Here is a 25625-nt window from a genome sequence, read left to right as displayed (position 1 = left end):
TTTTCCTGATATTTTTAAATTGCTTAGTCAGTATAAGACAATAGGCTTCCACCTTAGCAGGAATGACATATAACACTTTTTTCGAGCCATGCAACAAGGTCAAGGCTGAATCGGGATAGTGGCAATCTCAGATAGTTAGGTTAATTAAGCATATTATTTTTTTTCATCTTCAAAATTATCGTCGGTAAAAACTTGATTATCTAAATCAGAATAATCTTCTCCTATATAAATATCCGATCCGCCCGGTATATAGTCAAAATTTTCAACGTTTTCTTCTATTTCACTATCACCGTTATCGTAATTAATAGGCTCAATTCTGCTTTTGGTACGTAAACGGTTCAGCAACTCACTTTCTAAATGAGGAACCGATACCTGACCGGAAGCAATTTGACGAAGTATGCTTACCGTCGGTTTATCACGCTTTTCTTTATTATTAGGATTAATTTCCGCTCTAGAATTTATATATTTAGCCCCTTGTGCCGCAAGTGCTACCAGCTTAAATTTATCATTAACTTTTTGAGCACAATCTTCAACTGTAATTCTTGCCATAATTTACTCCATTTATTAAACTTAACTATACACTATTTTATCAAAACATTATACTCTTATAATATTTGCACCGCAATTATTTAGTTTTTTTTCAAGTGTTTGAAATCCACGGTCTAAATGATAAATCCTATGGACTATCGTTTCATCTTTAGTAGTAAGCCCTGCTAAAATCAGCGAAACCGAGGCTCTAAGATCGCTTGCCATAACTTCCGCACCTTTTAAAGCCGGCACTCCTCGCACTATTGCCTTATTACCGTGTACGGTGGTAATATCCGCTCCCATTCTACATAATTCAGGAACATGCATAAGGCGGTTTTCAAAAATATTTTCGGTGATTACCGAAACACCGCTTCCAAGCGTCATAAGGCTCATAAATTGGGCTTGCAAATCTGTTGAAAAGCCTGGATATGGATTAGTCTCCACATCTACCGAGTTTAATTTATCCGTATAAGTTACCCGAAATCCATTGTCAAACGGTGTAACTTTTATTCCGGCTTCAATAAGCTTTAGAGCTATATTTTCAATGATATGATAATCAATCCCTAAGATTTTTAAATCACCTTTGGTAATTGCCGCCGCAAACATATATGTACCGGCTTCAATACGATCCGGCATTACTCTATAGCTCGTTTCATTTAAAGAAGATTTGCCTTTAATGGTTATTTCGCTAGTACCGATGCCGGAAATATCAGCCCCCATTTTATTAAGACAATGACATAAATCTACAATTTCAGGTTCTTTTGCACAATTAAAAAGTATAGTTTCTCCTATCGCTAGGGTTGCAGCCATTATTGCATTAATTGTTGCTCCGACGGAAACTTTGTTAAAAGCAAAATGAGTAGCTTTTAAGCGACCTTTACTTACCGCCTTTATATAGCCATTCTCAATTTCAATTTCAGCACCCATAGATGTTAAGACGGCAACATGCAAATCTAGCTGTCTTGCCCCTATGGCACAACCGCCGGGCAAAGACACTTCTGCTTTACCGTAACGGCTAACTAGCGGTCCAAGAACCCAAATAGAGGCTCGCATTTTACGAACTATATCATAGGAAGCTTTAAAATTATTTATATTATTACAATTAATCGTTAGCTCAAATTGATCAGGATGCTCTACTATATCAATAATACTACCGTGGCTTTTAAGCAAATCCTGCATAGTATATACGTCAGTCAATTTCGGGACATTAGTAATATGTAGCTTATCGGTAAGCAATGAAGCTGCCATAATAGGCAATACGGCGTTTTTAGCACCGCTAATATTAATATTACCTTTAAGGGGTTTACCGCCTTTAATTATTAATTTCTGCATAATGTTTAATATTTTAATTTTTGCCGTAAGGCAGTGCTGCATGGATAAGTTAAAATGTATCCTATGTCATTCCCGCGAAGGCGGGAATCCAGAGAATATTTAAGCGAATTATATAGTAAATTTTTATATAATTTTGCTTATTTTAAATGTTTTTTCTGGATTCCCGCCTACGCGGGAATGACATAGACTAAGACCTAATAAGCTCTTTATAGTGTTTTGCTAAAACCTTCACCCCGTACATCCAGACAACGCAAACAATAACGAAAACAAACATAAGCATCCCTGCAAGGTCATTATGTACAGCATTTGGGAAAATACTGAAAGAGATAAATTGAATAATTGCTCCTATTGACTTACCTATTTTATAGCCCATAACATCAACGGCCGCTTTACCTTTAGTTTTCATCTCGTTATCAAGAGGAATATATGCCATTTCTTTACTTGAATCAAAAAGAGAGTATTTCACACTTTTGGCAAGCACATGCCATAATCCGCCAATGAAAACTGTTATAACTAACGGTGAAGCATAACCGAGTGCTAAAACAATATCTCCTAAATGATTCTCAAGCACCGTAAAAGAGAAAAACATAACTCCGGATATAAACATCATGATAGGCGTGGCAATGGCCCCCCAAAACCAACCAAAAACTCTAATTAAACTACTTCCTAAAAAAGCACTAATTAGCGTTAATACTCCTGTCCAAAAGAACACTTCTCCTTGATAAGAGATAAAGCTTTGCGTTGTCGGGTAAAGCTGCTTTGTTTTAGACATCCATAAGCCTTCAATCAAATTAATGCTCATAGAATATGAAATCATTAATATACAAATAAAACCTAAATATTTAGAGGTTAGAACTATTTTTGCACTGTCTCTTAACCCTAATTTTAATATATCGGTTCTTTTATTTTTAAATTTAATATTTTTATCCGACTCTACTATTGTAAAATCAATAAGTTTATGAAGAGCTAAACAAATTACTCCCGATAACAATACAACCGTAGTAAATGATTTTAAAAGAATTTCCGTTTTATCGCTTAAATGAGCAAATAACGGTAAAAAGAAATGATCACCCTTAGCAAAATAGATAATTATCGTTCCGGAAATTAACAAATTAGTCTGACCGAATAAAGTGAAGAAGGAATAAAATCGCGGTGCTTCTTCAACTTTAGTAATCTTATTTGCCAGCTGCCAATATAAGAGAGTAAAGACAATTACCGGCCATAATTCACCAATTATATAAAATAATACTAAACTCCACTGCCCCCAGATTACTATAAACCATTTTAAATGAGGCAATAACGTTATATAATGTTTAATTAATTCAGGATCGGGGTGAAAATATTCTCGGTAAGGAAATAAGATAAAAGCAAAAACGGCAAAAAAGCCAAGAAAAACACAGATTATTATTCTAAAAACTTGCTCCGTAGTCATGATATTACAGAGTTTCGAGTAAAGAATAACAAACAAAATTCCCATCGGCATTTCGCCCCAAAGCTTTATAAAGCTAATTACTTCAGAACTAATTAAAGTAATAACAAAACTATCTTTAATGCTACGTACTAAATTCTGGTTAAGCAAAATAAAAAACATTAACAGTGCCATCGGAATGAATTTGGTTAATTCATACGATCTAATCGGCCATACAATATGTCTAAATTTACTATTCCTAGCCTTGTTCCAGAGTGTAAAATTAGAGTTCACGGCGTCCATTAATTACCTTTAAGCTTATTTTAGAGCAACCTAAACTATAAGAAAAATTATGTCAAGGTTTTTTAAGTTCTGTGTATTTCTTAAGATTTATAAACAAATATTTAACTTAAAGATATCTCATGCTCTTCATAAAATTTTATAGCCTTTATTAAATCTTCTTCCGTATCTACGGAAATCGGCACGTTATCTACTAAACACGTACCGATACTCATACCATTTTCAAGAGCTCTTAGCTGCTCCAAACGTTCTATTTTTTCCAGCGATGTAGGCTCAAGCTCAACAAATCTTTTTAAAGCATTTTTTCGAAAAACATACATCCCCACATGATATAAAAAATCCTTGGCACCATTTGGAATTATGCTGCGTGAGAAATATAACGCTCTACCTTTAAGATCAACCACCGCATTTACATTACTGTGGTCTTTTACCACATCAATACCGACTTTAACTACCGGTGTCATAATATCATAATCGTTCTTTTTTAGCTCTTCAATTGCTTTTATGATTGAACTAGGCTCAATAAAAGGCATATCTCCCTGAACGTTCACAACATAATTAATATTTGTATTATCAGGAATTTTAGTAAAAGCCTCATATACTCGGTTTGTACCGCAAGGAATATTACTATCCGTAAATATTACTTTTCCACCAAGTTTAGTAATTTTATCAGCTATTTTTTCTGAGTCGGTCGTAACGTAAATATGTTCAAGGTTTGTTCGTGTTACATTAGTAAATACCCGTTCAATTATTGATAATGAACCGATAAGCTTTAACGGTTTTTCAGCTAGCCTAGTTGAGCCAAGTCTTGAAGGAATAATTATTGCGACGTCGGAATGAGGCATAAAGCTACTGTATTATTTGATTATTACGGAAAATAATTGTTGACATACTAGCCTTTTTCCACGATAAAGTAAAACATAATTTGAATGTAGTTTTAGGTGTTATTTTATATAGCACTTTAAATAGCAAGAGCATTGTTGAGTGCAAAAGCACCTTGGATGTCATTCTAGCTAAAGGCGGGAATCCAGACTTTTCTTTGTCATGCTGAACTTGTTTCAGCATCTCCTTAAATAGATCCTGAAATAAATTCAGGATGACTATAATTTTTCTGGATTCCCGCCTTTGCGGGAATGACATCACTGTTTAAACTGCCCTGCTATTCTAATATTTAAAACTTATATTCGAGCTCGTAGCTCAGTTGGTAGAGCACTTGACTTTTAATCAGGTTGTCCCGGGTTCGAGCCCCGGCGAGCTCACCATATTTTTAGTTGTTTTTAAGATTAATCTGCATTGTTGTATGGATAGAAAAAAGTGCTGTATGTCATTCTAGCTAAAAGCGGGAATCCAGAAAAAACACTTAAAACAGGCAAAATTATATAAAAATTTACTATATAATTCGCTTAAATATTCTCTAGATTCCCGCTTTCTCGAGAATGACATCAAAAATTCAAGCCATGCAACAATTCCAGGTTAATCCCCAAATATACGCAAAGTATTTCAAGAATTGAATTTTATTTTGATGAGCGAGCACACACTTAGTATGTGGGTACGCAAAACCCCAAAAAATGAAAAAACGATTCTTGAAAGACGAGCAGTATATAGTCAATTCAGATGAATCTAGGACTAGGCACAAGGAGTAGAGCCTATAAATAATAGGCGAGCCGACGAGCAACGACGTCCTAGGTTTATATCAATTGACTATTAAGGGTTTGTAGCTCAGTTGGTTAGAGCACACGCCTGATAAGCGTGAGGTCGGAAGTTCAAGTCTTCTCAAACCCACCATTCTTTAGTTTTTGGTATTTCTACAAAGGCATTAAACGGCGGACGTAGAGAGTAGATGTCATTACCGCCTTGACCACCTTTCAATTACCCATAAGTCATTTTCATTGCAATATTAAATCCTAACCTAAGGTCAACCAACCTAGACAACCCTCTCCACATTACTATATTCCCAGGAGGTGGGTCTAATGCTCTGTTCATATACCCGCCAAGCCTGGCTATCTTGGTTAAGTAATAAGAAAGAGTTTTGTTTTGTATGTTATCACTAGCTTTATTATTGGGCAAGGCATTAATTAGGGTAATTTCTTCATCTGTTAGAGCTAATTCTGGTGGTGCATTAGGTGTACACCTATTCATCATAGTCATCCAAAAAATTCTCCAACTTACTATACAGAATATAGCAATAATATTATTCAGGCGTGCCTCTGTCCTGAGTTTTAATGATTCAACTCTGCAACCGGACTTGAGTATTTTATGAAAAGTTTCTATTTTCCATCTTAAGGCATACCAATCGAGTTTTTCAATGGCTTCATCTATTGTTGTAACAGGTAAATCTGTAACAAGCTTCCATATTATTTTTTCTCTACTAGTTGGCGTTTCTTTTTCTATTGCATGGATGATTGTGAGTAGTAATGCTGGATATTTCTTCTGCTTAATACCAACAGGAGGAAGTATTTTTATATTCTGATATCTGATTTCTAAGGCCACTTCTATCATACTACCATCCGAGCTCTTGATCGCAATATTGTGCAATCCATTGATTTTTACCGTATTCATTTTATTAGTAATAGTACGAGAGCCATCTTCAATTAACCGATCCTGACAAATTCTGACAAGAAAATGCGTATCAAATTCTTTCGCTATTACAAATAATTCATAAATGTCACTTTCCCTATCCCCAATATGAACACATCTCTGTGGTGCCTTCAGTAGAACAGTCGATTGTGTCAAATTTTCTAGCCAGCGATAACTTTCTTTTTCTTCAATAGGTAATCTGGTATAGTTAATACGTTTTTTTAATTCATTAGTTCCTTTAAATTGCTTGCGTGTCCAAAACTTGATGGCACAAAGACCTAGTGGTAAACCATTGTCAGTTATTGCTAAACTTGAATGCATTAAAATACCACATTTTTTATGCAAGATAGGTCTACCCATTATATCCTTACCTGTATGGATGTTTTGAGTCCAGCCTATATCTTCAGCTTTTATTCTATTATATGAAAACTCTGTAGTGTCCTGAAGTACAAGTATCTTTCCTTCTTTATGAGCTGATACACGTTCTTTTGTAATCCGGAAATGTCCTTCTAATATCTCTTGTGTGCTTACCTTATCATTTGACAGAAATCTATATGCAGCTTTAGTATTTGCCCAGTCTTGACAGGCAAGAGGTATAGTTTGACCTAAACTGTTCCATATCTGTTCAAGTAGTTTTCTAAAACGTTGCTGTAAACGCTTATCCTTAAAACCATTACCTGCACTATCGCTATCTAACCACTTCTTCTGACCATGGTTTCTTACTACCTTACTTAATTCTGCTTGTGTTGAAAATTTATTTCTTGGCATTATTTACTCATAAATTTTTTCCTATTGTATATTATTTTATAACTTATGGGTAATTGAAAGCTGGTAAAGGCGGTCTATAAAAGCAAAAGGGTTGTAGTATTATTCTATAGTATTAATAACATTAGGAATAATAGTGTGATGAATATTAGAAGGAAGAATATTACAGCTTTAATAATAAAGCCAATTTAAATTAACCTTTTTTTAAGATAAGTTAGTATCAAAAATAGAGTTTTAGCTTTTTATTTGCCTAATACGTTTACTTATTTTTGGGTTAGTACATTTCCAAAATTGTAACTGCTCTAGGGTTTTATCAGACCAAATGACTTTCAACTTTTATTACCTTCTTTTTTCTGCTTTACCTTTAACAGGTATTCTGTAATATCTTCAGCAGGTACGCCACTATCATAGTTCATCCACCACCCATCTTCAGCATTTTCTATTTGAGCAATATCTGCTTAATGTGTATGTGTTAAGTTACGTAAATAAGCAGCTGAATGTTCACCATAAAAAGAATATACTTTGTGAAGTAATTTTTTTGTTGCTAAGTCATAAATAGCAAAGTCTATTTCTCCGGGCAAAGGAATTACATTATCTCTAAAGCTACCAAATATTGTGTCAACAGCGGTCGAAAAATGATACAGATTTTAAATATGTGCCGGCTGAAAATTGATACAGTATCATAAAAAAAAATCTGATATTTAAGTCATAAAATTATCCTCCTGTTTATTAATAATTTCTATTGGCACAAGACCAGCTTTCTTTTTATCCTTAAGCCTGAAACTATCACCTTTGATATTGAGTATAGTGGAGTGGTGAAGCAGACGATCTAAGATAGCAGCTGTAAGAGCACTATCCTGAGCAAGACTATTATGCCATTGCCCAAATGGCAGATTACTTGTAAGAATTATGCTACCCTTCTCATAACGCTTTGCTATAACTTGAAATAACAGATTAGCTTGTTCCTGTTTTAACGGCAGATACCCAAATTCGTCTATTATAAGTAATTTATATGGTAGTATGACTCTTTTGAATATGGAGTCCAGGTTTCCCTGATTTAGCCCAGCATTAAGTACAAGCATCAAATCTGCAGCTATTGAAAATTTAGTCTTGATTCCACATTGTGTAGCTGCATAACCAAGGGCAATAGCTATATGGGTTTTCCCTACTCCAGAAGGACCAAGCAGAATAATATTTTCCTGTCTTTCTACAAAAGACAGAGACCTTAGACCTTCTAGAATCTTGCGTTTTATTCCTGTAGCAAAATCATAATCAAAATTATCCAGCGTTTTAATAGCAGGAAAGCCTGCCATTCTGGTGAGTATTGATTTACTTCTATTCTGTCGTGCCAACAGCTCTGTTTTTAATATTGACTCAAGGAAATCCGTATAACTTGAGTCTTCTTTACTAGAGGATTGTGCAATATCAAAATAATTTTCAGCTATCTGAATAAGGTTTAAAGAGCGGCATAGCTCTTCTATACGTTGGTGCTGCAGGTTCATAATGCCTCCAGTATACTTTGGTATATGCAGAGGGAATGTTGTAAGGAAACTGTAGAAAATCGTTTCCTTTTATCTTCCATAATCTCTAGTACTGCAGGATGACTACCGCTATAATCCAATGGTAGTGGCTGAAGATTGCTCCTTTCAAACTTTAATCTTTCTGCAGGTATTTCGCCTGTTGTGCCATGCACACGCCGATTCGCAGTATCACGCAACCATTTTAGCACCTCCGAATTTGCAGTATCCACATCCAACACTAACTCTGCAGTTTTTAATTTTGTCGCTAATGGGTTATAAAAGCTTTCTCTTATATATCTGTTAAATCGCTCAACCTTGCCCTTAGTTTTTGCTCGATAAGGTCTACACATGTATGGACCTCCCTAATAATGCAAGAAAAAAATAATATTTAATAGCAAAGAAGCAAATGCAGACATGTATCCGGCTTATAATTGATAAATTATTTCAAATTTATCATATAGCCCTGATGGAATTCGCTACCTACAAACTTTTACTTATCACTTTTGCGGCTTCATTAGAGCCTGTGTGTCAATCAGTTTTTTCATAGGCTAAGGTTTGTCTTATTTACCGTCAATATTATTTCTCACGCATATTCTAGGTTGGTATCTCTATATCATTCGTTTTATTTTATTATCTATTTATTATTAACACTTAATTAAATATTTAATACTATTAAGTTATTCATCTTTTGTTAGCTACAAACTTTACTTTCATTATAATCGTTGCCGTTACGTAATACTGCAAATACTACTCGTGCCAATTTATTCGCTATTGCGACGGTAGTTTTATTATGCCCGCATCGTTCCGATAAATTAAACATCCATTCAGTAAATTTACTAAAGTCTTTTTTATTTTTTTGTGCTTCGGTTGTAAATCTTAGTTTAGCATTTAGTACCGCTCTTGCTCCTTGAATTAATAAAGTACGCAAATAAATATCACCTCTTTTACTAATCCCAAGTAGCTTATCTTTACCGCCACTAGAATATTGTTTCGGTACTAAACCGAGCCATGCCGATAATTGCCTGCCGTTCTCAAAATATTTTGCATTACCTATTGCTGCTATTAATGCCGTAGCGGTAATTAAACCTATACCGGGTATAGCTGTTAATTGTTTATAATGTTCTAATCCACCGACTAGTATTTTTAATCGTTTTTCTAACTCTGTTATTTTTTTATCATTCTCTACAAATTCTTCTTTCAACTCATTAAACGTTTGATAACTAAGTCGGCTTAAAGTTCCGCTATCTAAAATTTCCGTTAATTCGGCAGTAATTTTATTTATCCCTTGCGGAATAATTAAACCGAATTCATGCAATAATCCCCTAATTTCATTAGCAAGTGCCGTACGATTTCTTACTAGTCTTGCTCTTATTCTATGAATTGACAAAATATCTTGTTGCTCTATACTCTTGATCGGAACAAATCTCATATTTGGTCTTGCTACCGCTTCGCATATTGCTTCGCTATCTGCTTGATCGTTTTTATTAGTTTTTACATACGGTTTTACAAATTGTGGAGCTATCAATTTAACCTCATGTCCTAATTTTGTTATTTCTCTTCCCCAATAATTAGCTCCTCCGCAAGCTTCCATTCCTACTAAACATTTTGGTAAGTTAGCCATAAAACTCAATACTTGATCTCTCATCAATTTTTTCTTCAGTACCGTCTTCCCGTTTTTATCTACCCCATGAATTTGAAAAATTCTTTTTGCAATGTCTATGCCAATTGTGGTAACTTCCATTTGGACCTCCTTATTGTTGTCTAGGATTAATTTCCTATTCTAGAACTATAACTACTGTTATTGATTCTGTATATAGGGAGGTCCATTCCATTACTTATTTACACAAGAACCTGTTTGTATTTAACGAGCTCGCTCGGTAGGTTTAAAGGGCTTTTTATGTTGTTCATTTAGTTCTTTATTAGAGGTGTTATTATATTTAAATTTTTTTGCCTCTTCTCTTATTTCCATAAGTGATTGTTGTACTTCAGGGGCTAACTTACTCAAAAATGCCGGTATTTTTTGTTCATCCTTTTTAAATATATTTTCATTTTTTACTTTTACTTCTTGTAACGATTCCTTAACCTGCCTACCTAATACTTCATCTAAAGAAACATTTTTATACTTTGCTAGTTCCACGACTGTACCGCTATTAAGTGTTTTTGTACCACCTTTTAGAAAACTTCCAAGCACCGTTTCACTGCAACCCATAATTCTGCTTAATTCATATGAGTTTAACCCGTCTTCTTTTAGCGTATTATTTATAAAATTTCTTAAATGCTCACTATATTCTCCTTTTGAATATTCTTTTTTAACATCGCTCATTATCACTTTTTCCCGTAAAATTTACCTTTAAGAAACATTGAAGACCTACAAAAATTTATTTCTAATAAACGAATTTATAGTTTTAAACCTACCTATCTATATTGATTATGACTTGTTTATAAGAATCATCACATTATTATTAAAACTAGCACTTTTTTAAATTATTAATTTCTTAAGAGTCATTCTTTTGCTTTTTAAATTATATAAGCCTAGCCTTGAGAGTAAAGGAATATATAGAAGAGGGGAAAAATAAACACCAAATAAGCCATTAGCTAATGGGGCTTTTGCACTACCCAAAAAAAATTTATTTTTTTAATATATATATAATAAGCTGTAAATAGAAGAGATTTATATAGAAATTATTAAGTTTAATATATAAATAAGTACCAATAAAACAAATTATATAAAATTTGGTCATAATACGTAACCGCTAGTGGTATATATGCCTTGTTCATATTTTGGAGGTTGATTTTATTGGATATTTGATAATGCGGAGGCATTGTTGCATGGATCGGTTTTACACTTTGTGTCATTCTAGCTAAAGGCGGAAATCTACTTATAACAATATAACAAAATTAGTAAGTTATTTTAAAACAAGTCAGCATGCGTGCCTGTGCGATATAAAATAACTACATCTTCTTTTACTTCGTATATTAATAGCCAATCAGGTTCAATATGGCATTCCCATTTTGGATAATGATCACCTGTAAGTTTATGAGGTCTGTATTTTGCCGGTAGGGGGGTATTATTTACAAGCATACTTACTATTACTTGTATTTTTTTTATATTTTTGCTTCTCTTAACCAATCGTTTTAAATCACGATTAAAAATTACAGTAGAGCGAATTTGCTTCATTTAGCCATATCATCTAAAAATTTTTCAAACTGATTTAAATTATGGGTTTTAAACTCTCCATTTTCTGCCTGCTTAAATGAGTCTAACGTTTCTTTATTGGGACTCTTAGCGTGTGGTTTAAAAGGCAAACCGCCACTATTTATACATTGATTTAGAAATATCCTCATGGCTTCTGACATAGTCATACCCATTTGTTTAAATATTTCTTCTGCTTCAACCTTTACGTCTTCCGAAACGCGTACCCTAATATCTACTGTACTCATAATATAGCATATAGCTCCATTTAGTTATTATCCGCCATTGTGGCATATATAGCGGCATACGTCAATTATATTCTTGCTTATTACTTTAATTTAAATTGTGGTTCTGTGGTTGAGCCTGTGCTGTAATTTATTATTGCCTCTACTCTACCTCATCAACGAGAGCGAACCACAGGCTAGAGTTTGCAAATCTTTTTTGCAAACGACGGGAAAGTATACTTAAAAATGCCTCATTTTTGGCACTCTTTCCGTATCCTGCATCGTAATTTATCCTTAACCGAATGCCATTGTCCATGCAACAACACCGTTATTAATTTACTATATTTAAGAGATAGTGCCTGATATTTCGAAGAGATTATGTAAATTACAGATTGTTTTTTCGGTATCTTGATCATTGATTAAGAGAGAAATTTTAATTTCTGATATTTGCACCATTTTTATTGTTATATTATCTTTTTCTAAATTAGCTAATATAGTTTCAAGTAAGCTATGATCATTTTTAATGCCGTGACCGATTATGGACACTATAGCGATTTCGACATCAAGAACAAAATTACCTATTTGATTATTTTTCTTTAGCTTAGTAAGTAAATTTTGTAAGTTATTTTTATCAGCTAAGCCGGTGATGAAACTATATTGTTTTTTCGGAGCAATTTCCTGCATTAATTCGATATGGCTATTGCTTGCGGCGATTATACCGGCGGTTTTGATAAAACTTATTGTTGGATTTTCTATTAATATTTTTAATAAGTTTTTATTAGACGTAATACCGGTAATTACTCTATTTTCCATAATTTTATCCTTTGAAGTAATTAATGTACCGCTTACTTTTGAAGTAAAAGAAGAAAGAACACGCATAGGTATTTGATAACGCTTTACTATTTCTGCAGCTCTAGAATGAAGTATCTTTGCACCGCTTGAAGCAAATTCGAGCATTTCTTCAAAATTTATATTATTTAATTTTTTTGCCTTGGGAACAATTCTTGGGTCGGCAGTAAATACCCCTTCAACATCGGTATATATATCGCATCTATCCGCTTTCATCGCAGCAGCAATTAAAGCCGCACTAGTATCTGATCCGCCTCTACCTAAGGTAGATAGCCTACCCAAGCAATTTATTCCTTGAAAACCGGCAATTATCGGAATAACATTTAAATTTATACATTCCTTTAATAAGGATGTAGATATTGATTCGACTAAAGCTTTGCTATAATTACTATTAGTTATGATAGGTAATTGCCAAGCGAATACTGATCTAGCATTTATTTCTTCTTCCTGCAATCTTAAAGCAAGCAATGAAGCGGTAACCATTTCACCGCTACAAAGAGCAGCATCATATTCCGCCAGTTGATTTGCATTGCCAAGAGAGGATATCTCATTACATAAGGTAACTAGTTGATTTGTTACCCCTGCCATAGCGGAAACAACCACTATTAGCTGATTATTTTGTGTTAGCTCAGATTTAATTATAGGAATAATTGCGTTTATTCTATTGATGTTGGCGACGGAAGTACCGCCGAATTTTTGAATTATTAAGGCCATAAATTATAAAAGCCTTGTTATTGAGGGGGAAGCGTTATTGCACATAGACTTCAATTTAAGGAATAATCTCTGAAGATATCATTCCCGCAGGGCATTAGCGTTGCTGCATGGTTCCCGGAATCGTCATTGCGAGGAGGTCTTGTTGCGTGGATCGATAAATCAGCAGTATGTCATTCTAGCTAAAAGCGGGAATCCAGAGAATATTTAAGCGAATTATATAGTAAATTTTTATTTTAAGTGTTTTTTCTGGATTCCTGCCTTCGCAGGAATGACATATAGCACTTTTTTTGATCCATGCAACAACACATACATATCCCCGCAATGACGGTTTAAGTAACTATGCACTTACTTTTTCTTCTCTAGCGTTAACGTTAACAAATTTTTGATCTTTCTTAGTTACAAATTCAACCAAGCCTTCTATCAACGCAAATATAGTGTGATCCTTACCAAGACCGACATTTTTTCCGGGATGAATTTTTGTACCGCGTTGCCTGACAATAATATTACCGGGTATTACATATTGACCGTCTGCTTTTTTTGCTCCTAGCCTTCGTCCGGCTGAATCTCTTCCGTTCCTAGAACTACCGCCAGCTTTTTTGGTTGCCATTTTATAATTCCTTTATTCTTCTATTATTGTTTAGTAATATCTAATATTTTTAGCTCTGTCAATTCCTGTCTATGACCGGCTTTACGACGATAATTTTTCCTACGCTTTTTCTTAAAGACGATAATTTTATTATCTTTAAATTGGTTAGTAATCTCAGCGGTAACAACTGCCCCTTTTACCATTGGAGTACCGATAAAAGATGGTTTTGAGTTTTCACCTATCATCAAAACTTGATCAAGACTGATTTTAGCACCAAGCTCTCCCTCAATCTTTTCTACTTTGATGATACTGTTTGTACCTACTTTATATTGTTTTCCACCTGCTTTTATGACTGCGAACATGAAAAATATCTCTTAAAAAATTATAAACACTTGCGGTATCATATTATTATATTAAAAATTAGTCAATAGAAACATTATGTGAATGTAACATAGTGGTTTAACTGCTGTTGATGTCATTCCTAGCTGTGGCGAGTCTTGTTGTATGGTGACCCCTACGGGAATCGAACCCGTGTTCCCACCGTGAAAGGGTGGTGTCCTAACCGCTAGACGAAGGGGCCTTTATGTAAAGGATAACAAGCTAAAGTTTTATACATCATCCTTGAAAATATTGCAAGCATGAAATTATGGGTAATTACTGCGTTGTACGAACGTTGCAAAATCGTCATTGCGAAGCCACGAAGTGGCTGTGGCAATCCATAAAACATAATAAAATTATGCTAAAATTAGCATTTTTACTGGATTGCTTCGTCAATTTACTACCGTAAATTTCCGGCGTTGTTGCATGGATCGAGAAAAATGCTATATGTCATTCCTGCAAAAGCAGGAATCCAGACAAAACGCTTAAAATAAGTAAAATTATATAAAAATTTACTATATAATTCGCTTAAATATTCTCTGGATTCCCGCTTTTGCGGGAATGACATCAAAAATTTGATCCATGCAACAAGGTTCTCTGCTTAAGCTATCCTTGCTTTATAACTACAAATATCGTAATATTAGAAAATAGGAATTTCATAAACGAAAATATTAAATATAGATATGAATTATCTTGCTTTTCAAGAACAATTATTTAGTTTAGAAAAAAAGTAGAAAAATAATAAATTAAACTAACTCTTCATTTACGAGCAGTATATTTATGATCGTCGGCGTTGGAACAGATATAGTACAAATTCCTAGAATCGAAAAAATATTATCTTTATATAAAGAGCGTTTTATTAAAAGAATTCTAGCAGTAAGTGAGTTAAAAAAACTTGCTTTACTAAATGAAGAAGCACATGCCGGTTTTTTAGCAAAACGTTTTGCCGCAAAAGAGGCTATTAGTAAAGCTCTAGGTACTGGAATCGGTATGGGAATCAGCTTTAAAGATATCATAATATTAAATGATAGCTTTGGGAAACCTTTTGTTGAGCTCGCCTCAAATTACTTAGAAAAATTTACTTCCGTAAATATCCATCTATCTATTTCGGATGATTACCCTGTTTGTATCGCTTTTGCAGTGATTAGCAAATAATATCCCAATATATTTTAATTGAGATGATTTAATTTGTCATTCCCTATAATTTGGAGTGTTGGCATTGTTGCCCGGCTCTAAGAATCGTCATGGCGAGGCGTCTCTTGACGCCGTGACCATCCAGGCTATCCTGAATATATGAGGAATTTAATTAGAATACTAAACTTGTAAATTCTATTCCGGTAAATATTTTACTAATATATAAGCCGGAATAAAACAAAAGCTCGATAATATAAAAAAGTACGGCCATCCAAGGTAAGTAGCACTGAATCCTGAGACGCTACCTAAAAATATAGGAGTAATAGCAGCGGTAGAGGTTAATATCGCAATTTGAGTTATACAATATTTTTGAGTGCAGCATTTTAATTGATAGGAAAAAAAGGGCGAAAGCGTTAATCCTTTAGTAAGTTCTTGAAGAAAAACTACTATATATAAGTTAACAAGGTTTCTGTCGTAATAATAAAGGAATAGGAAAGATAAACCGGATAATGCATGACATATTAACACTCTTTTAAATATAAACCGGTAATCATATTTGTAGCATAAATATCCGCCGAGAAATCCGCCCACAGTAGCTGCACCCAGCCCTAGAGCTTTATAGCCGAGTGCTAAATCCGTTTTTGAATAGCCGATATCTAGGTAAAACATATTCGGCATCATAGCGACAAAATTATCTTGCAGCCTATATAGCAACATAAAACTAACGATTAATAGTAACTTTGGTTTTTTAATAAAATCGTAAAAAGCAGGTAAGAATTTATAAGAAATGTGAGAGCTAGTACCAATATCAATACAAAAAGAATAAAATACTATTAAAAATAATGACGGCAAACATAAAATTGCCATAATTTGATAAACTTGTTCCCATGAGATAATAGTAGATAAATACAATGCTCCGGAACTTGCAACTAATAGACCTATTCTAAAACCCGTCGTACAAGCAGCTTCGCTTAAACCCCAATTTTTACTACTAACAAGCAATATTTGAGAAGAATGAACAAGTGTTTGATAAATAGAAGAAAAAAATCCTAAAACTACTAACGTCAAAGCAAATAATGTAAAATCATTATCAGGTTTAAAGAGTGTTAAAGTGTATAAACATATAATGCAGGCGAGCAGCGAAAAGATTAAACAATATTTATAGCCTTGAGAGTTTGGATTTGAAAAACTTATTTTCTCAAGTAGCGGTCCCCATAAAAATTTAAATATCTGAAGAAAATTCACTAAACTAAAAAGCCCGATAGTGATTTTATCAAACCCGGATTCCCTTAGCCAGAAGGAAAGAGTAGCTCCACTAAGTAAAAAAAACAACCCGGATGGGAAGATTATTACTAAAATAAATAAAATACTGAAAGTAGGTTTTAGTTTTAAAAAAATAGAATTTATAAATTTAACCCTCTTTGTTGTTTATATTGAATTAGACGTTTATTTTCGAAGTGCATAGATGTTAATAATCGAAGCTATACCCCTAATTTTGAGCCTTTTGACTGGCTTTGTTCAACATTTTGAGTTTGAGATTTTACTTGTTTTATAGCAAGGTCGACTATATGTTCATATCTCCCGCCGTTCTCCAGTAGCACATGACCATATTTATTTACCTCCTGAACATCTTCTTTAGAAAATTTGTTAATAATTATATCCGTAATATCATATAAAAACTTCCAGGATAATTCTATCCTTTCTTGCATAGTAAGTTTCTTATCTTGCTGTTTTCTATTATTAATTCCAAGCACTTCAGGAACTGTTACAGCATTTAAAGTATTTTCCGTTAGATTGATATTTTTCCGATTAGCAGAAAATTTTTTGTAAATTAGAAATATTACCACTAATGACAAGCCCATTATGGCTATTAAAATATTAGTATTTAGCATTTTTTATCCTCTTTTAAGTTTTCGGCGTTGTTGCGTGGTCCGAATTTTTGATGTCATTCCCGCGAAAGCGGGAATCCAGAGAATATTTAAGCGAATTATATAGTAAATTTTTATACAATTTTGCCTATTTTAAGTATTTTTTCTGGATTCCCGCCTTCGCGGGAATGACACAAAGTGTAAAACCAATCCACGCAACAATGCCGATCAAGTCACGGCATAACACAACCTTTTTTCAACGTTCGTACAACACAGGGTCAAGCCACGGCATGACACCATGACTTGTAATAACGGTAAATTATGAGCCACGCAACAACGCCAATTCCTCCTCACCGTGGGCGGTCATTTTCCTCTCGACTGACTCGGTGTTTCTGTTCTAGATATTTTAGTTATTATAGCTTTACTTATCCCTACCATGCTCATTATAACCGGTGCTAATTCTTTAAGTACCACGATTTCTTTAGGTAATATAGTTTCTACGCCTCTTTTTACGGTGCTATTTATTGCACTTACTAACCTTTTACCGCCGGGGACTCGTTCAGCTATTTTTGTCATTTCTTCGGCAATCTCTTTTATATTGTTAGCTGCTTCACAACATGCCGCTACTTTTTCAGCAAAAGAAGTTTGCGGGTTAACAACTTTCGCCAATTCTACCGTTGCCTTAGTTAAATTCTCTGAAATAATTTTTTTGCAGACATTAATTTATCCTTATCTATATCTGCCGGAATAATTTTTTCCAAATCATTTTTTATGTCCGATATTGTTTTTTCCACTTCTTTTTTACTTTTAGGCATTGATTCAGACGCTTCAACAATCTTATTAACAGACTTTTTTTCCTGATCATTAAAAACCTTTTTACTTGCTTCCTTTAACGAATCTTTGTTTAAATTTAATGCAGCTACCTTATGCGGTGCAACTTCAGCTTTTTCTGCAACTTCAGCAGTTTGTTCTGCTTTTTGGTAAACTCCTCCAAGTTTTTCATTATTCGCTATTTTTTCTTGCATTGTCTGAATATCTTTATGCCACTTTTTTACTTTAGGCAGTAGATTTTCATGACCGATAACATCATTTATTTTATCAAAAATACCGCTCATTTTTATTAAAGCTCCGACTAACGGTAGCTGCGTAGAAATAGCTCCAATTAACAAAGTTTCTAATGATTCAATAATTGCTTTAGAGGTTCCCGGATACATCTTGTCTAATGCTTCTTCAAATTCTAAGATTTTCTTGAGAACGCTCAGAATTTTTTCTGCAACAACGCCGTCAAATAGAAAAATATCCGTTGTTTTAAGTTGCCCTTGATAAGTATTTTCTATAGTTTCTAACAAAGCATCTTGAGCTTTTCCTATAGTATCGTCAAAAAGCTTTTCGATATCTAATTTTTCCGTTTCTGAAAATTCGACTAAAGAATTACGCAAAATATCACGCATCTTTTTACGAAAATCTTTTAGATTTACGACAGTAGCCTTAGCAACATTATTTGCTCTATCCGAAAGTTTTTGTAATTCTGCCTTCTGCTCGTCGGTTAAAGTAGCAAATTGTGCTAGGTTAATAAATGACACGGTCATAAAAATCTCTCCAAAAATTGTTTGTATTTTGCTCGTCTTTGGCATTGTTGCATAGATCGAAAAAAGTGCTGTGTGTCATTCCTGCGAAAGCAGGAATCCAGAAAAAAATATTTTTAAGTCATCCTGAATTTATTTCAGTATCTACTATAAGAGATGCTGAAACAAGTTCAGCATGACAAAAAAAGCCTGGATTCCCGCCTACGCGGGAATGACATCAAAAATTTGATTTATGCAACAACGCCCTCGTTTTTCAAGAATTGAATTTCAGTATTTAACTCAAATTCTAATATTAATAAAGCAAAATGTAAAACGACTTACATAGTTATATTGCTCTTATGATTAATTTTTGTTATATTACGTGCTAGCATTGCTACAAAAATCTGTATTTTTTAGTTTTAAAACATCTAATATTCTTGCAGAGATAAGCAAAATTCCTTAATCTTAATAGTTATTTATAAAAATATTTATGCGTAAATTAGCTGTACTCATTATTATCCTATCGTTTGGCTCACCGGTTTTTGCTATTAATTTAGAAGAGGCTCTAACTAGAGGGTATGAAAATAACGATGATTTAAAAACTATTAGAAATAAATTTTTAAATGAAATCGAACGATTTCCGCAGGCTTTTTCTAATTTTATGCCTAGTGCTTCGTTAGAAGTGGCAAAAGTAAATACTAAAAATAAACTTAATAGTCAATATGCTAATACATTAGGTCGTACTCCGAGAGAAATAGATAGTCAACAAGGAGCATTAAAAATAAAACAATCTGTTTTTAGCGGCGGCTCTAGCGTAGCGGCACTTAAATCTGCACAATCTGCTTTTAGAGCTTCCCGAGGTGACTATTATGCTCAGGAACAAAAAGTTCTTCTGAGTTTAATAAATGCTTATCTTGACTATTATGAAACTAAAGAAAAATATGAAATTTCCGAAAGTCGTTTGCGTACTAACATTCAGCAGATAAGAACTGTGGAAGAGAAATTAAGGCTCGGCGAAGCAACTGAAATAGACATGGCGACGGCAAGAGCCGGTCTTGCGGCAGCAGAGACGGATAAACTTATTGCTTACGCTAATTTTCAATCAAAAAAAGCTGCTTTTATTAGACTATTCGGGATAGAGCCGAATAATATCACAATGCCTGCTTTACCGGAAAATTTACCGACTTCCTTAGATGAATTAACGCAGAAAGCAATTAAGCTAAATCCTAATATAGATGCCGCAAGACACAACGTACAAGCTACCAAAGCAAATGAAATGGTAGAAAAAGGTAAATTATTACCGCAGGTAGATTTTAGCGTGCAAAGCGGTAAAACTTATTATAATCCGGAAGATATTGTGCAGCGTGATCTTAATAATAGAACTATTACCTCTACGCTTTCAGTAACCATACCTATTTATCCGAACGGCGGTGCACAATATTCGGAGATTAGAAAAGCCAAAAACCAAACTAGAAGTAATGCAATTCAACTTGATAATACGATAAAACAAATCCAAGCACTCGCCATTAGCAGCTGGGAAGAGTTAGCGGCTGCAAAATCCCGTATTATTTCTACTAATCACGGAGTTGAGGCGGCACAGATATCATATAACGGAACGGTACAAGAAGAAATTGTCGGCTCTAAAACAATATTAGATGTTCTAAATGCCGAAGATAAATTATATGAGGCAAAAACATCACGGGTCGATGCGTATAAAGCTTCGATACTAGCTGCGTATCAAATGAAGTCTTTAACAGGCGAATTAACTGCAAAAAGCTTAAAGCTTAAAGTGCGATATTTTAGCCCTGAAGATGAATTTAAAAATATTAAAAAGAAACTTATTATAGGTTTTTAGGTGGGTAAGGAAGATAAAAAACATCATGATATGTCGGTAGAGGAAATACTGAAATCAATAAAAGGAGTAATTAACGAACGTAAGCATCTTAACCCTACTATTAGTCATGATGAAGATATACTTGAGCTGACTGAAATAATGACTGATAAGGAAGAGGGATTAGATGGCTCGGATGATGAAGATTCTAACACGGAAGAACCTTTAATATCACCAAAATTTGCTTCTGAAACTAGCGATATTTTGAAAAATTTTGCTCATACTATAAAAGATAAGCAGTTAGATACTTCCGCTCCGACAAAAAATGCACTTGAAGAGTTAATAATCGAAATGTTAAAACCGGAGCTACGTCAATGGTTAAACGCAAACTTACCGACACTTGTTAAACAATTAGTAGAATGCGAAATAAAAAAACTGATACCGAATAGTAAGAAATAAGGCGGCGGTGTTATTTCGGCAACGGCGGGGCGTTGTTGCGTGGCTCGAATTTTTGATGTCATTCCCGCAAAAGCGGGAATCTAGAGAATATTTAAGCGAATTATATAGTAAATTTTTATATAATTTTACCTATTTTAAGTATTTTTCTGGATTCCTGCTTTCGCAGGAATGACATACGGCACTTTTTTAGAGCCATACAACAATACCTTATCTACGTAGGAATGACATCAAAAGTACTTTTAAAAAAATAAATTATATAGGGATATATGTTAAGTAAAATATATAAGATATTATTTTTTAATATATTGTTGCTTACGGCTCAGAGCTATGCAGCACCGCCTTTACCTTCAGGCTCACCGCCGCCTTTACCTATTCAAGAAATAAAGTCTACTGTTTCTGCAAATGAAAAACCGCAAGAAATATCAACCCAAGAAATATCGACTTTTGCTAAAATAAAACAATTTTTTTATAAACCGAAAATTTCTCCTGTATCTCAAACAGTAGAAGAGGAAAATAAAGTAGCTAATAAAACAAATGCTACTACTATAAATGAAGAGCCGGAAAAAGATAATTCTCTAGAGCCGTTTATTGACCTTGGTGACCATAAACTACCTAGTGCTGCAGAATCACAAACCATAGATCACCAATTAAAGCCTTCTGCCGATAGCACGAGTTTAGCATCTAATACTATCAAAAGCACGCCTTTACCTGTAACGACTAACGTACCGGCTCCATTGGTAAGCGAGCCTCCGACGACTCCGGTAAATGCTCCGGTATCACCGCCTCAAACCGTAGCACCGCCTGCACCGCAGTCTCCTAGCTTTCCCCCTACTCCAATGCCGATAATTAACTCACCGGTGAATAGCAATAATGTACCTACTCCACCTGTACCGGTAAACGTTCCGACATTACCGCCACCGCCTGCACCGACAACCGATTCTACAGATAAAATAAATACTCCTCCGGAAAGTAAAGTTGTTCCTCCGGAAAATACAACGCCTCAAAATGAGCCAAATCCTAGCAATGTACAAAAATCTTCTACTACTGCTACAAATTGGTATACCCCGCTTACCCCCATCAAGGTAGTTGCTAACCCTCAAAGTCAATCAGCTCCCCTCCCTCTTCCCGCTACAAACAAAGAAGTACAACAACCTATAGTAAAGCCGAATAATGAACCGACTAGTGACAAAAAAATTATAACTGCTAAAGAGAAAGAAGATAACGCCCTTACCGTAGCTTCTCCGTCGGCTACGAAATTTGCTAAAGATGAAACGCAAATGCTGCTTTTACCCAATGATGATATAGTATTAGGTAAATTAACGGAGCAGGCAAAGTTAGAACAAATGGATATATATTCTTATATAAAATTAATGCAGAAAAAAGAAGAATGGATAGCAAATACCGCTCGACGAGAAATAGTAAGTAATTTTATTAAGTATGATAATACTTTAAACAAAAAGGCAATAATTTATTCAAATTTATCCTATTGTGATGCTATAGAAAATGCTTTTGCCGCAATAAACAAGGATAATCTTTTTATACTTCGGTCATTACTTGACGTTTACCCGATTTTACAAGACAAGAACAGAAACGGCGAAACGCTTTTAACCGCAGCTGCTCAAAACGATAGTTATTATTTAGCAAAATTTCTAGTAATTCGTGGTATTAAAATTTCCTCGCTTAATTCTGAATGTCAAAATGCTTTAGACATTGCTTTAGCAAGGAATAACAATAACATAGTCTGTATGTTAACAAAAGCTAGAGGGTGGTAGATATATGAATATATCTGGGGATTCTGCTGAGATGGCATTGTTGCGTGGATACCTGCAACGTCATTGCGAGCGACTAAAGGCGTTATTGCCTGGTTCGAATTTTCGATGTCATTCCTGCGAAAGCAGGAATCCAGAGAATATTTAAACGAATTATATAGTAAATTTTTATATAATTTTGCCTATTTTAAGTGTTTTTTCTGGATTCCTGCTTTCGCAGGAATGACATATAGCACTTTTCTCGATCCATGCAACAACGCCCCGTTTGAACTAGAATGACACCGGAAGTGTTTTTTCCATTCATACATAATAACTTTCTTACAATGACGACTTCAGTATCCACGCAATGCTTGCTTTCTTTAGGTAAATAGTTTAATTTATTCAAAAAATTACAATCAAATTTACCGATATATGAGTGATCTTTTCAGTTTTAACAATGAAAAAAAAACTAAAATCGTCAATTCTTATAGTGCAAAAGACATTGAAGTATTAGAAGGTCTTGAGCCTGTTCGGAAAAGACCCGGGATGTATATAGGCGGGACGGATAGTGCCGCTATGCATCATCTAGTTTCCGAGGTATTAGATAACGCTATGGATGAAGCGGTTGCCGGCTTTGCCAATGTTATCGCTATAAAAATGCATGCAGATCACAGTGTCACTATCTGGGATAACGGTCGAGGGATACCGGTAGACAACCATCCTAAATTTCCCAATAAATCAGCATTAGAAGTAATTTTAACTACGCTTCACTCGGGCGGGAAATTCTCAAGTAACGTCTATCAAACGGCCGGTGGATTGCACGGCGTCGGTATATCTGTAGTCAATGCTTTATCGCAACATTTGGAAATTAAAGTTTATAACCAAGGAAAATTATATAAGCAATCATACTCTAAGGGCGAAAAATTAACGGAACTTATATGCGAGGGGACGCTTAAAAAATTAAAAGGCACTGCTATCAACTTTAGTCCCGATCCGGAAATTTTTGGTGAAAATACTCATTTCAACCCTAAAAAAGTCTATGAACTTGCACGCTCAAAAGCTTATTTATATCGTGGCGTTACTATCGAATGGGAATGCGAGCTTGAATTAAACAACGACATACCTAAGAAGGCTTTAATAAATTTCCCAAACGGCTTAAAAGATTATTTAACTTCAAAAATTACTGCCGATAATTTAATCACTCCTAATATTTTTGCAGAAAATATAGAAGGAGAACAAGGGGGGCAAAAGCAAGATAAGATAAAAATCGAGTGGGCAATTTGTTGGCAAAATAATGAGCAACAGGCATTTATTCAATCATATTGTAATACTGTACCGACGCCCCTTGGCGGAACTCATGAGCAAGGACTTAAAAGTGCTTTACTACGAGGTATTAAAGTATACGGCGAAATGGTCGGCAACAAAAAAGCTGCCAACATCACAATCGAAGATATCTTAGAAACTGCTTTAATAGTGCTTTCAATCTTTATACCTGAGCCGTCCTTTCAGGGGCAAACTAAAGAAAAATTAGTATCAAACGGCGTTAGTAAAATCGTTGAGAATATTATAAAAGATCATTTTGATCATTGGCTTAGTAGTGATAAAACGGCAGCAACCGGGCTAATTGAGCATATTATTAATATAGCTGAATATCGCATAAATAAGAAAAATGAAAAAAATATTTCTCGTAAAACCGCTACTCAAAAATTACGGTTACCCGGTAAGCTGGCAGATTGTACTCGAACTTCACCGCTCGGTACGGAATTATTTATAGTAGAAGGCGATTCAGCCGGCGGCTCTGCTAAACAAGCGAGGAATAGGGAAACTCAAGCCGTACTTCCTTTATGGGGAAAAGTATTAAATGTTGCAAACTCTACTTTAGAGAAAATTGTTAATAATCAATCAATTCAAGATTTGGAAATAGCACTTGCTTGCGGCAGCTTAAAAAACTATCGTAGCGAAAATTTACGTTATGAAAAAATAATTATCATGACCGATGCAGATGTTGACGGTGCTCATATAGCAGCACTTTTAATGACGTTTTTTTTCCTTAGAATGCCTAAATTAGTAGAAGGCGGGCATCTATATTTAGCCAAGCCACCGCTTTATCGCTTAACTCAGTCTAACAAAACTCATTATGCCGGCGATGAAGATGAGAAAGCTAGCATGATCGCTAAATTATCCAAAGCTAGCAAAGCTAAAATTGAAATTGGTAGGTTTAAAGGACTCGGCGAAATGATGCCTGCTCAGTTAAAAGAAACTACGATGAATCCCGAAAAAAGATCGCTTTTAAAAGTTACTCTAGAAAATTTTAAGAATGTTGATAAAATAGTAGATGATTTAATGGGCAAAAAACCGGAAAAACGCTTTCAGTTTATTTATGAGCAAGCCTTAGTTAAAATGGATAAAATAATAAATAACTTGGATATTTAACTCTGTTATTGTCGATGTCATTCCGGCACAGGCATTGTTGCATGGCTCAAATGTTTGATGTCATTCCCGCGAAGGCGGGAATCCAGAAAATAATAGTCATCCTGAATTTATTTCAGGATTTGATTATAAAGAGATGCTAAAATAAGTTCAGCATGACAAAAAAAGCCTAGATTCCCGCCTTCGCGGGAATGACATCGAGGGGTGGAAATAACA

Annotated in this window: 21 protein-coding genes, 3 tRNA genes and 2 pseudogenes; 7 read left to right on the top strand and 19 right to left on the bottom strand. The window is 34.5% G+C overall.

What is annotated here, in order from left to right; all coding sequences use genetic code 11:
- Positions 1-153 precede the first annotated feature (153 nt).
- The 4 genes from rpoZ to AAGD48_RS03725 form a co-directional block, all read right to left on the bottom strand.
- A complete protein-coding gene (rpoZ, locus tag AAGD48_RS03740; protein ID WP_341790488.1) occupies positions 154-549 on the bottom strand; it encodes a DNA-directed RNA polymerase subunit omega in 396 nt (131 codons plus the stop codon).
- A 48-nt stretch (positions 550-597) separates the two neighbouring features.
- A complete protein-coding gene (gene murA / locus AAGD48_RS03735; protein WP_341790487.1) occupies positions 598-1860 on the bottom strand; it encodes a UDP-N-acetylglucosamine 1-carboxyvinyltransferase in 1263 nt (420 codons plus the stop codon).
- Between the two features lie 187 nt (positions 1861-2047).
- Positions 2048-3571 carry a nucleotide exchange transporter Tlc2 gene (tlc2, locus tag AAGD48_RS03730; RefSeq protein WP_341790486.1) on the bottom strand — a complete coding sequence of 508 codons (1524 nt, stop codon included), beginning with the start codon at positions 3569-3571 and terminating at the stop codon, positions 2048-2050.
- Between the two features lie 101 nt (positions 3572-3672).
- Complete coding sequence (locus AAGD48_RS03725) at positions 3673-4413, bottom strand: 3-deoxy-manno-octulosonate cytidylyltransferase (protein WP_341790485.1); 741 nt, start codon at positions 4411-4413, stop codon at positions 3673-3675.
- 341 nt (positions 4414-4754) lie between these two features.
- On the opposite strand from AAGD48_RS03725, the gene AAGD48_RS03720 reads away from it, so the two are divergent.
- A tRNA-Lys gene (locus AAGD48_RS03720) sits at positions 4755-4830 on the top strand.
- 446 nt (positions 4831-5276) lie between these two features.
- Positions 5277-5353, top strand: a tRNA-Ile gene (locus AAGD48_RS03715).
- Positions 5354-5437: 84 nt separating this feature from the next.
- Here AAGD48_RS03715 and AAGD48_RS03710 read toward each other — a convergent pair.
- The 11 genes and pseudogenes from AAGD48_RS03710 to AAGD48_RS03660 form a co-directional block, all read right to left on the bottom strand.
- On the bottom strand, positions 5438-6913 hold the full coding sequence (locus AAGD48_RS03710) for an IS4 family transposase (protein WP_341789378.1): 1476 nt from the start codon (positions 6911-6913) through the stop codon (positions 5438-5440).
- A 698-nt stretch (positions 6914-7611) separates the two neighbouring features.
- Positions 7612-8412: an IS21-like element helper ATPase IstB gene (gene istB / locus AAGD48_RS03705; protein ID WP_341790484.1), complete on the bottom strand. Its 801-nt coding sequence runs from the start codon at positions 8410-8412 to the stop codon at positions 7612-7614.
- A 118-nt stretch (positions 8413-8530) separates the two neighbouring features.
- Positions 8531-8786 (bottom strand): annotated as a pseudogene (locus AAGD48_RS03700) (IS21 family transposase); the annotation flags it as partial.
- A 335-nt stretch (positions 8787-9121) separates the two neighbouring features.
- Positions 9122-10171, bottom strand: coding sequence for an IS110 family transposase (locus tag AAGD48_RS03695; RefSeq protein WP_341790483.1), 1050 nt, complete (start codon positions 10169-10171; stop codon positions 9122-9124).
- 120 nt (positions 10172-10291) lie between these two features.
- A complete protein-coding gene (locus AAGD48_RS03690) occupies positions 10292-10753 on the bottom strand; it encodes a helix-turn-helix transcriptional regulator (protein ID WP_341790482.1) in 462 nt (153 codons plus the stop codon).
- Positions 10754-11341: 588 nt separating this feature from the next.
- The gene (locus tag AAGD48_RS03685; RefSeq protein ID WP_341790481.1) at positions 11342-11608 is read right to left on the bottom strand and encodes a type II toxin-antitoxin system YafQ family toxin; all 267 of its coding nucleotides are present in this window, start codon (positions 11606-11608) and stop codon (positions 11342-11344) included.
- Complete coding sequence (locus tag AAGD48_RS03680) at positions 11605-11871, bottom strand: type II toxin-antitoxin system RelB/DinJ family antitoxin (protein WP_341790480.1); 267 nt, start codon at positions 11869-11871, stop codon at positions 11605-11607. Before AAGD48_RS03680 ends, AAGD48_RS03685 begins: the two co-directional genes overlap by 4 nt.
- Before the next feature lie 321 nt (positions 11872-12192).
- Positions 12193-13410 carry an aspartate kinase gene (locus AAGD48_RS03675; protein ID WP_341790479.1) on the bottom strand — a complete coding sequence of 406 codons (1218 nt, stop codon included), beginning with the start codon at positions 13408-13410 and terminating at the stop codon, positions 12193-12195.
- 337 nt (positions 13411-13747) lie between these two features.
- The gene (gene rpmA / locus AAGD48_RS03670; RefSeq protein ID WP_341790478.1) at positions 13748-14017 is read right to left on the bottom strand and encodes a 50S ribosomal protein L27; all 270 of its coding nucleotides are present in this window, start codon (positions 14015-14017) and stop codon (positions 13748-13750) included.
- Between the two features lie 23 nt (positions 14018-14040).
- A complete protein-coding gene (gene rplU, locus AAGD48_RS03665) occupies positions 14041-14358 on the bottom strand; it encodes a 50S ribosomal protein L21 (RefSeq protein WP_253308208.1) in 318 nt (105 codons plus the stop codon).
- A 143-nt stretch (positions 14359-14501) separates the two neighbouring features.
- A tRNA-Glu gene (locus tag AAGD48_RS03660) sits at positions 14502-14576 on the bottom strand.
- A 578-nt stretch (positions 14577-15154) separates the two neighbouring features.
- Here AAGD48_RS03660 and acpS point away from each other — a divergent pair.
- Complete coding sequence (acpS, locus tag AAGD48_RS03655) at positions 15155-15529, top strand: holo-ACP synthase (protein WP_341790477.1); 375 nt, start codon at positions 15155-15157, stop codon at positions 15527-15529.
- A 174-nt stretch (positions 15530-15703) separates the two neighbouring features.
- Here acpS and AAGD48_RS03650 read toward each other — a convergent pair whose 3' ends face one another.
- The 4 genes from AAGD48_RS03650 to AAGD48_RS03635 all read right to left on the bottom strand — a co-directional run bounded on the left by AAGD48_RS03650 (position 15704) and on the right by AAGD48_RS03635 (position 18965).
- Positions 15704-16915, bottom strand: coding sequence for an MFS transporter (locus AAGD48_RS03650; protein WP_341790724.1), 1212 nt, complete (start codon positions 16913-16915; stop codon positions 15704-15706).
- 74 nt (positions 16916-16989) lie between these two features.
- Complete coding sequence (locus tag AAGD48_RS03645) at positions 16990-17400, bottom strand: DUF2660 domain-containing protein (RefSeq protein ID WP_341790476.1); 411 nt, start codon at positions 17398-17400, stop codon at positions 16990-16992.
- 339 nt (positions 17401-17739) lie between these two features.
- A complete protein-coding gene (locus tag AAGD48_RS03640) occupies positions 17740-18045 on the bottom strand; it encodes a hypothetical protein (protein WP_341790475.1) in 306 nt (101 codons plus the stop codon).
- 17 nt (positions 18046-18062) lie between these two features.
- Positions 18063-18965, bottom strand: a complete 903-nt coding sequence (locus AAGD48_RS03635) for a hypothetical protein (protein ID WP_341790474.1) — start codon at positions 18963-18965, stop codon at positions 18063-18065.
- A 466-nt stretch (positions 18966-19431) separates the two neighbouring features.
- Here AAGD48_RS03635 and AAGD48_RS03630 point away from each other — a divergent pair, with 466 nt between their 5' ends.
- The 4 genes and pseudogenes from AAGD48_RS03630 to parE all read left to right on the top strand — a co-directional run bounded on the left by AAGD48_RS03630 (position 19432) and on the right by parE (position 25412).
- Positions 19432-20796, top strand: coding sequence for a TolC family protein (locus tag AAGD48_RS03630; protein WP_341790473.1), 1365 nt, complete (start codon positions 19432-19434; stop codon positions 20794-20796).
- On the top strand, positions 20797-21231 hold the full coding sequence (locus tag AAGD48_RS03625) for a DUF2497 domain-containing protein (protein WP_341790472.1): 435 nt from the start codon (positions 20797-20799) through the stop codon (positions 21229-21231).
- 1244 nt (positions 21232-22475) lie between these two features.
- A pseudogene (locus tag AAGD48_RS10625) lies at positions 22476-23003 on the top strand (ankyrin repeat domain-containing protein); the annotation flags it as partial.
- Between the two features lie 408 nt (positions 23004-23411).
- A complete protein-coding gene (parE, locus tag AAGD48_RS03615) occupies positions 23412-25412 on the top strand; it encodes a DNA topoisomerase IV subunit B (protein WP_341790470.1) in 2001 nt (666 codons plus the stop codon).
- The last annotated feature ends 213 nt before the right edge of the window (positions 25413-25625 follow it).

The organism is Rickettsia endosymbiont of Polydrusus tereticollis, from assembly GCF_964026385.1.
Taxonomy (GTDB): domain Bacteria; phylum Pseudomonadota; class Alphaproteobacteria; order Rickettsiales; family Rickettsiaceae; genus Rickettsia.
The sequence above is the reverse complement of the archived record's forward strand: the minus strand, read 5'-3'. Positions and strand labels throughout refer to the sequence as shown.

Bases quoted from the DNA above. Each gene is read 5' to 3' on its own strand.
- rpoZ (WP_341790488.1), bottom strand. From the start codon at position 549: ATGGCAAGAATTACAGTTGAAGATTGTGCTCAAAAAGTTAATGATAAA.
- murA (WP_341790487.1), bottom strand. From the start codon at position 1,860: ATGCAGAAATTAATAATTAAAGGCGGTAAACCCCTTAAAGGTAATATT.
- tlc2 (WP_341790486.1), bottom strand. From the start codon at position 3,571: ATGGACGCCGTGAACTCTAATTTTACACTCTGGAACAAGGCTAGGAAT.
- AAGD48_RS03725 (WP_341790485.1), bottom strand. From the start codon at position 4,413: ATGCCTCATTCCGACGTCGCAATAATTATTCCTTCAAGACTTGGCTCA.
- AAGD48_RS03710 (WP_341789378.1), bottom strand. From the start codon at position 6,913: ATGCCAAGAAATAAATTTTCAACACAAGCAGAATTAAGTAAGGTAGTA.
- istB (WP_341790484.1), bottom strand. From the start codon at position 8,412: ATGAACCTGCAGCACCAACGTATAGAAGAGCTATGCCGCTCTTTAAAC.
- AAGD48_RS03695 (WP_341790483.1), bottom strand. From the start codon at position 10,171: ATGGAAGTTACCACAATTGGCATAGACATTGCAAAAAGAATTTTTCAA.
- AAGD48_RS03690 (WP_341790482.1), bottom strand. From the start codon at position 10,753: ATGAGCGATGTTAAAAAAGAATATTCAAAAGGAGAATATAGTGAGCAT.
- AAGD48_RS03685 (WP_341790481.1), bottom strand. From the start codon at position 11,608: ATGAAGCAAATTCGCTCTACTGTAATTTTTAATCGTGATTTAAAACGA.
- AAGD48_RS03680 (WP_341790480.1), bottom strand. From the start codon at position 11,871: ATGAGTACAGTAGATATTAGGGTACGCGTTTCGGAAGACGTAAAGGTT.
- AAGD48_RS03675 (WP_341790479.1), bottom strand. From the start codon at position 13,410: ATGGCCTTAATAATTCAAAAATTCGGCGGTACTTCCGTCGCCAACATC.
- rpmA (WP_341790478.1), bottom strand. From the start codon at position 14,017: ATGGCAACCAAAAAAGCTGGCGGTAGTTCTAGGAACGGAAGAGATTCA.
- rplU (WP_253308208.1), bottom strand. From the start codon at position 14,358: ATGTTCGCAGTCATAAAAGCAGGTGGAAAACAATATAAAGTAGGTACA.
- acpS (WP_341790477.1), top strand. From the start codon at position 15,155: ATGATCGTCGGCGTTGGAACAGATATAGTACAAATTCCTAGAATCGAA.
- AAGD48_RS03645 (WP_341790476.1), bottom strand. From the start codon at position 17,400: ATGCTAAATACTAATATTTTAATAGCCATAATGGGCTTGTCATTAGTG.
- AAGD48_RS03635 (WP_341790474.1), bottom strand. From the start codon at position 18,965: ATGACCGTGTCATTTATTAACCTAGCACAATTTGCTACTTTAACCGAC.
- AAGD48_RS03630 (WP_341790473.1), top strand. From the start codon at position 19,432: ATGCGTAAATTAGCTGTACTCATTATTATCCTATCGTTTGGCTCACCG.
- parE (WP_341790470.1), top strand. From the start codon at position 23,412: ATGAGTGATCTTTTCAGTTTTAACAATGAAAAAAAAACTAAAATCGTC.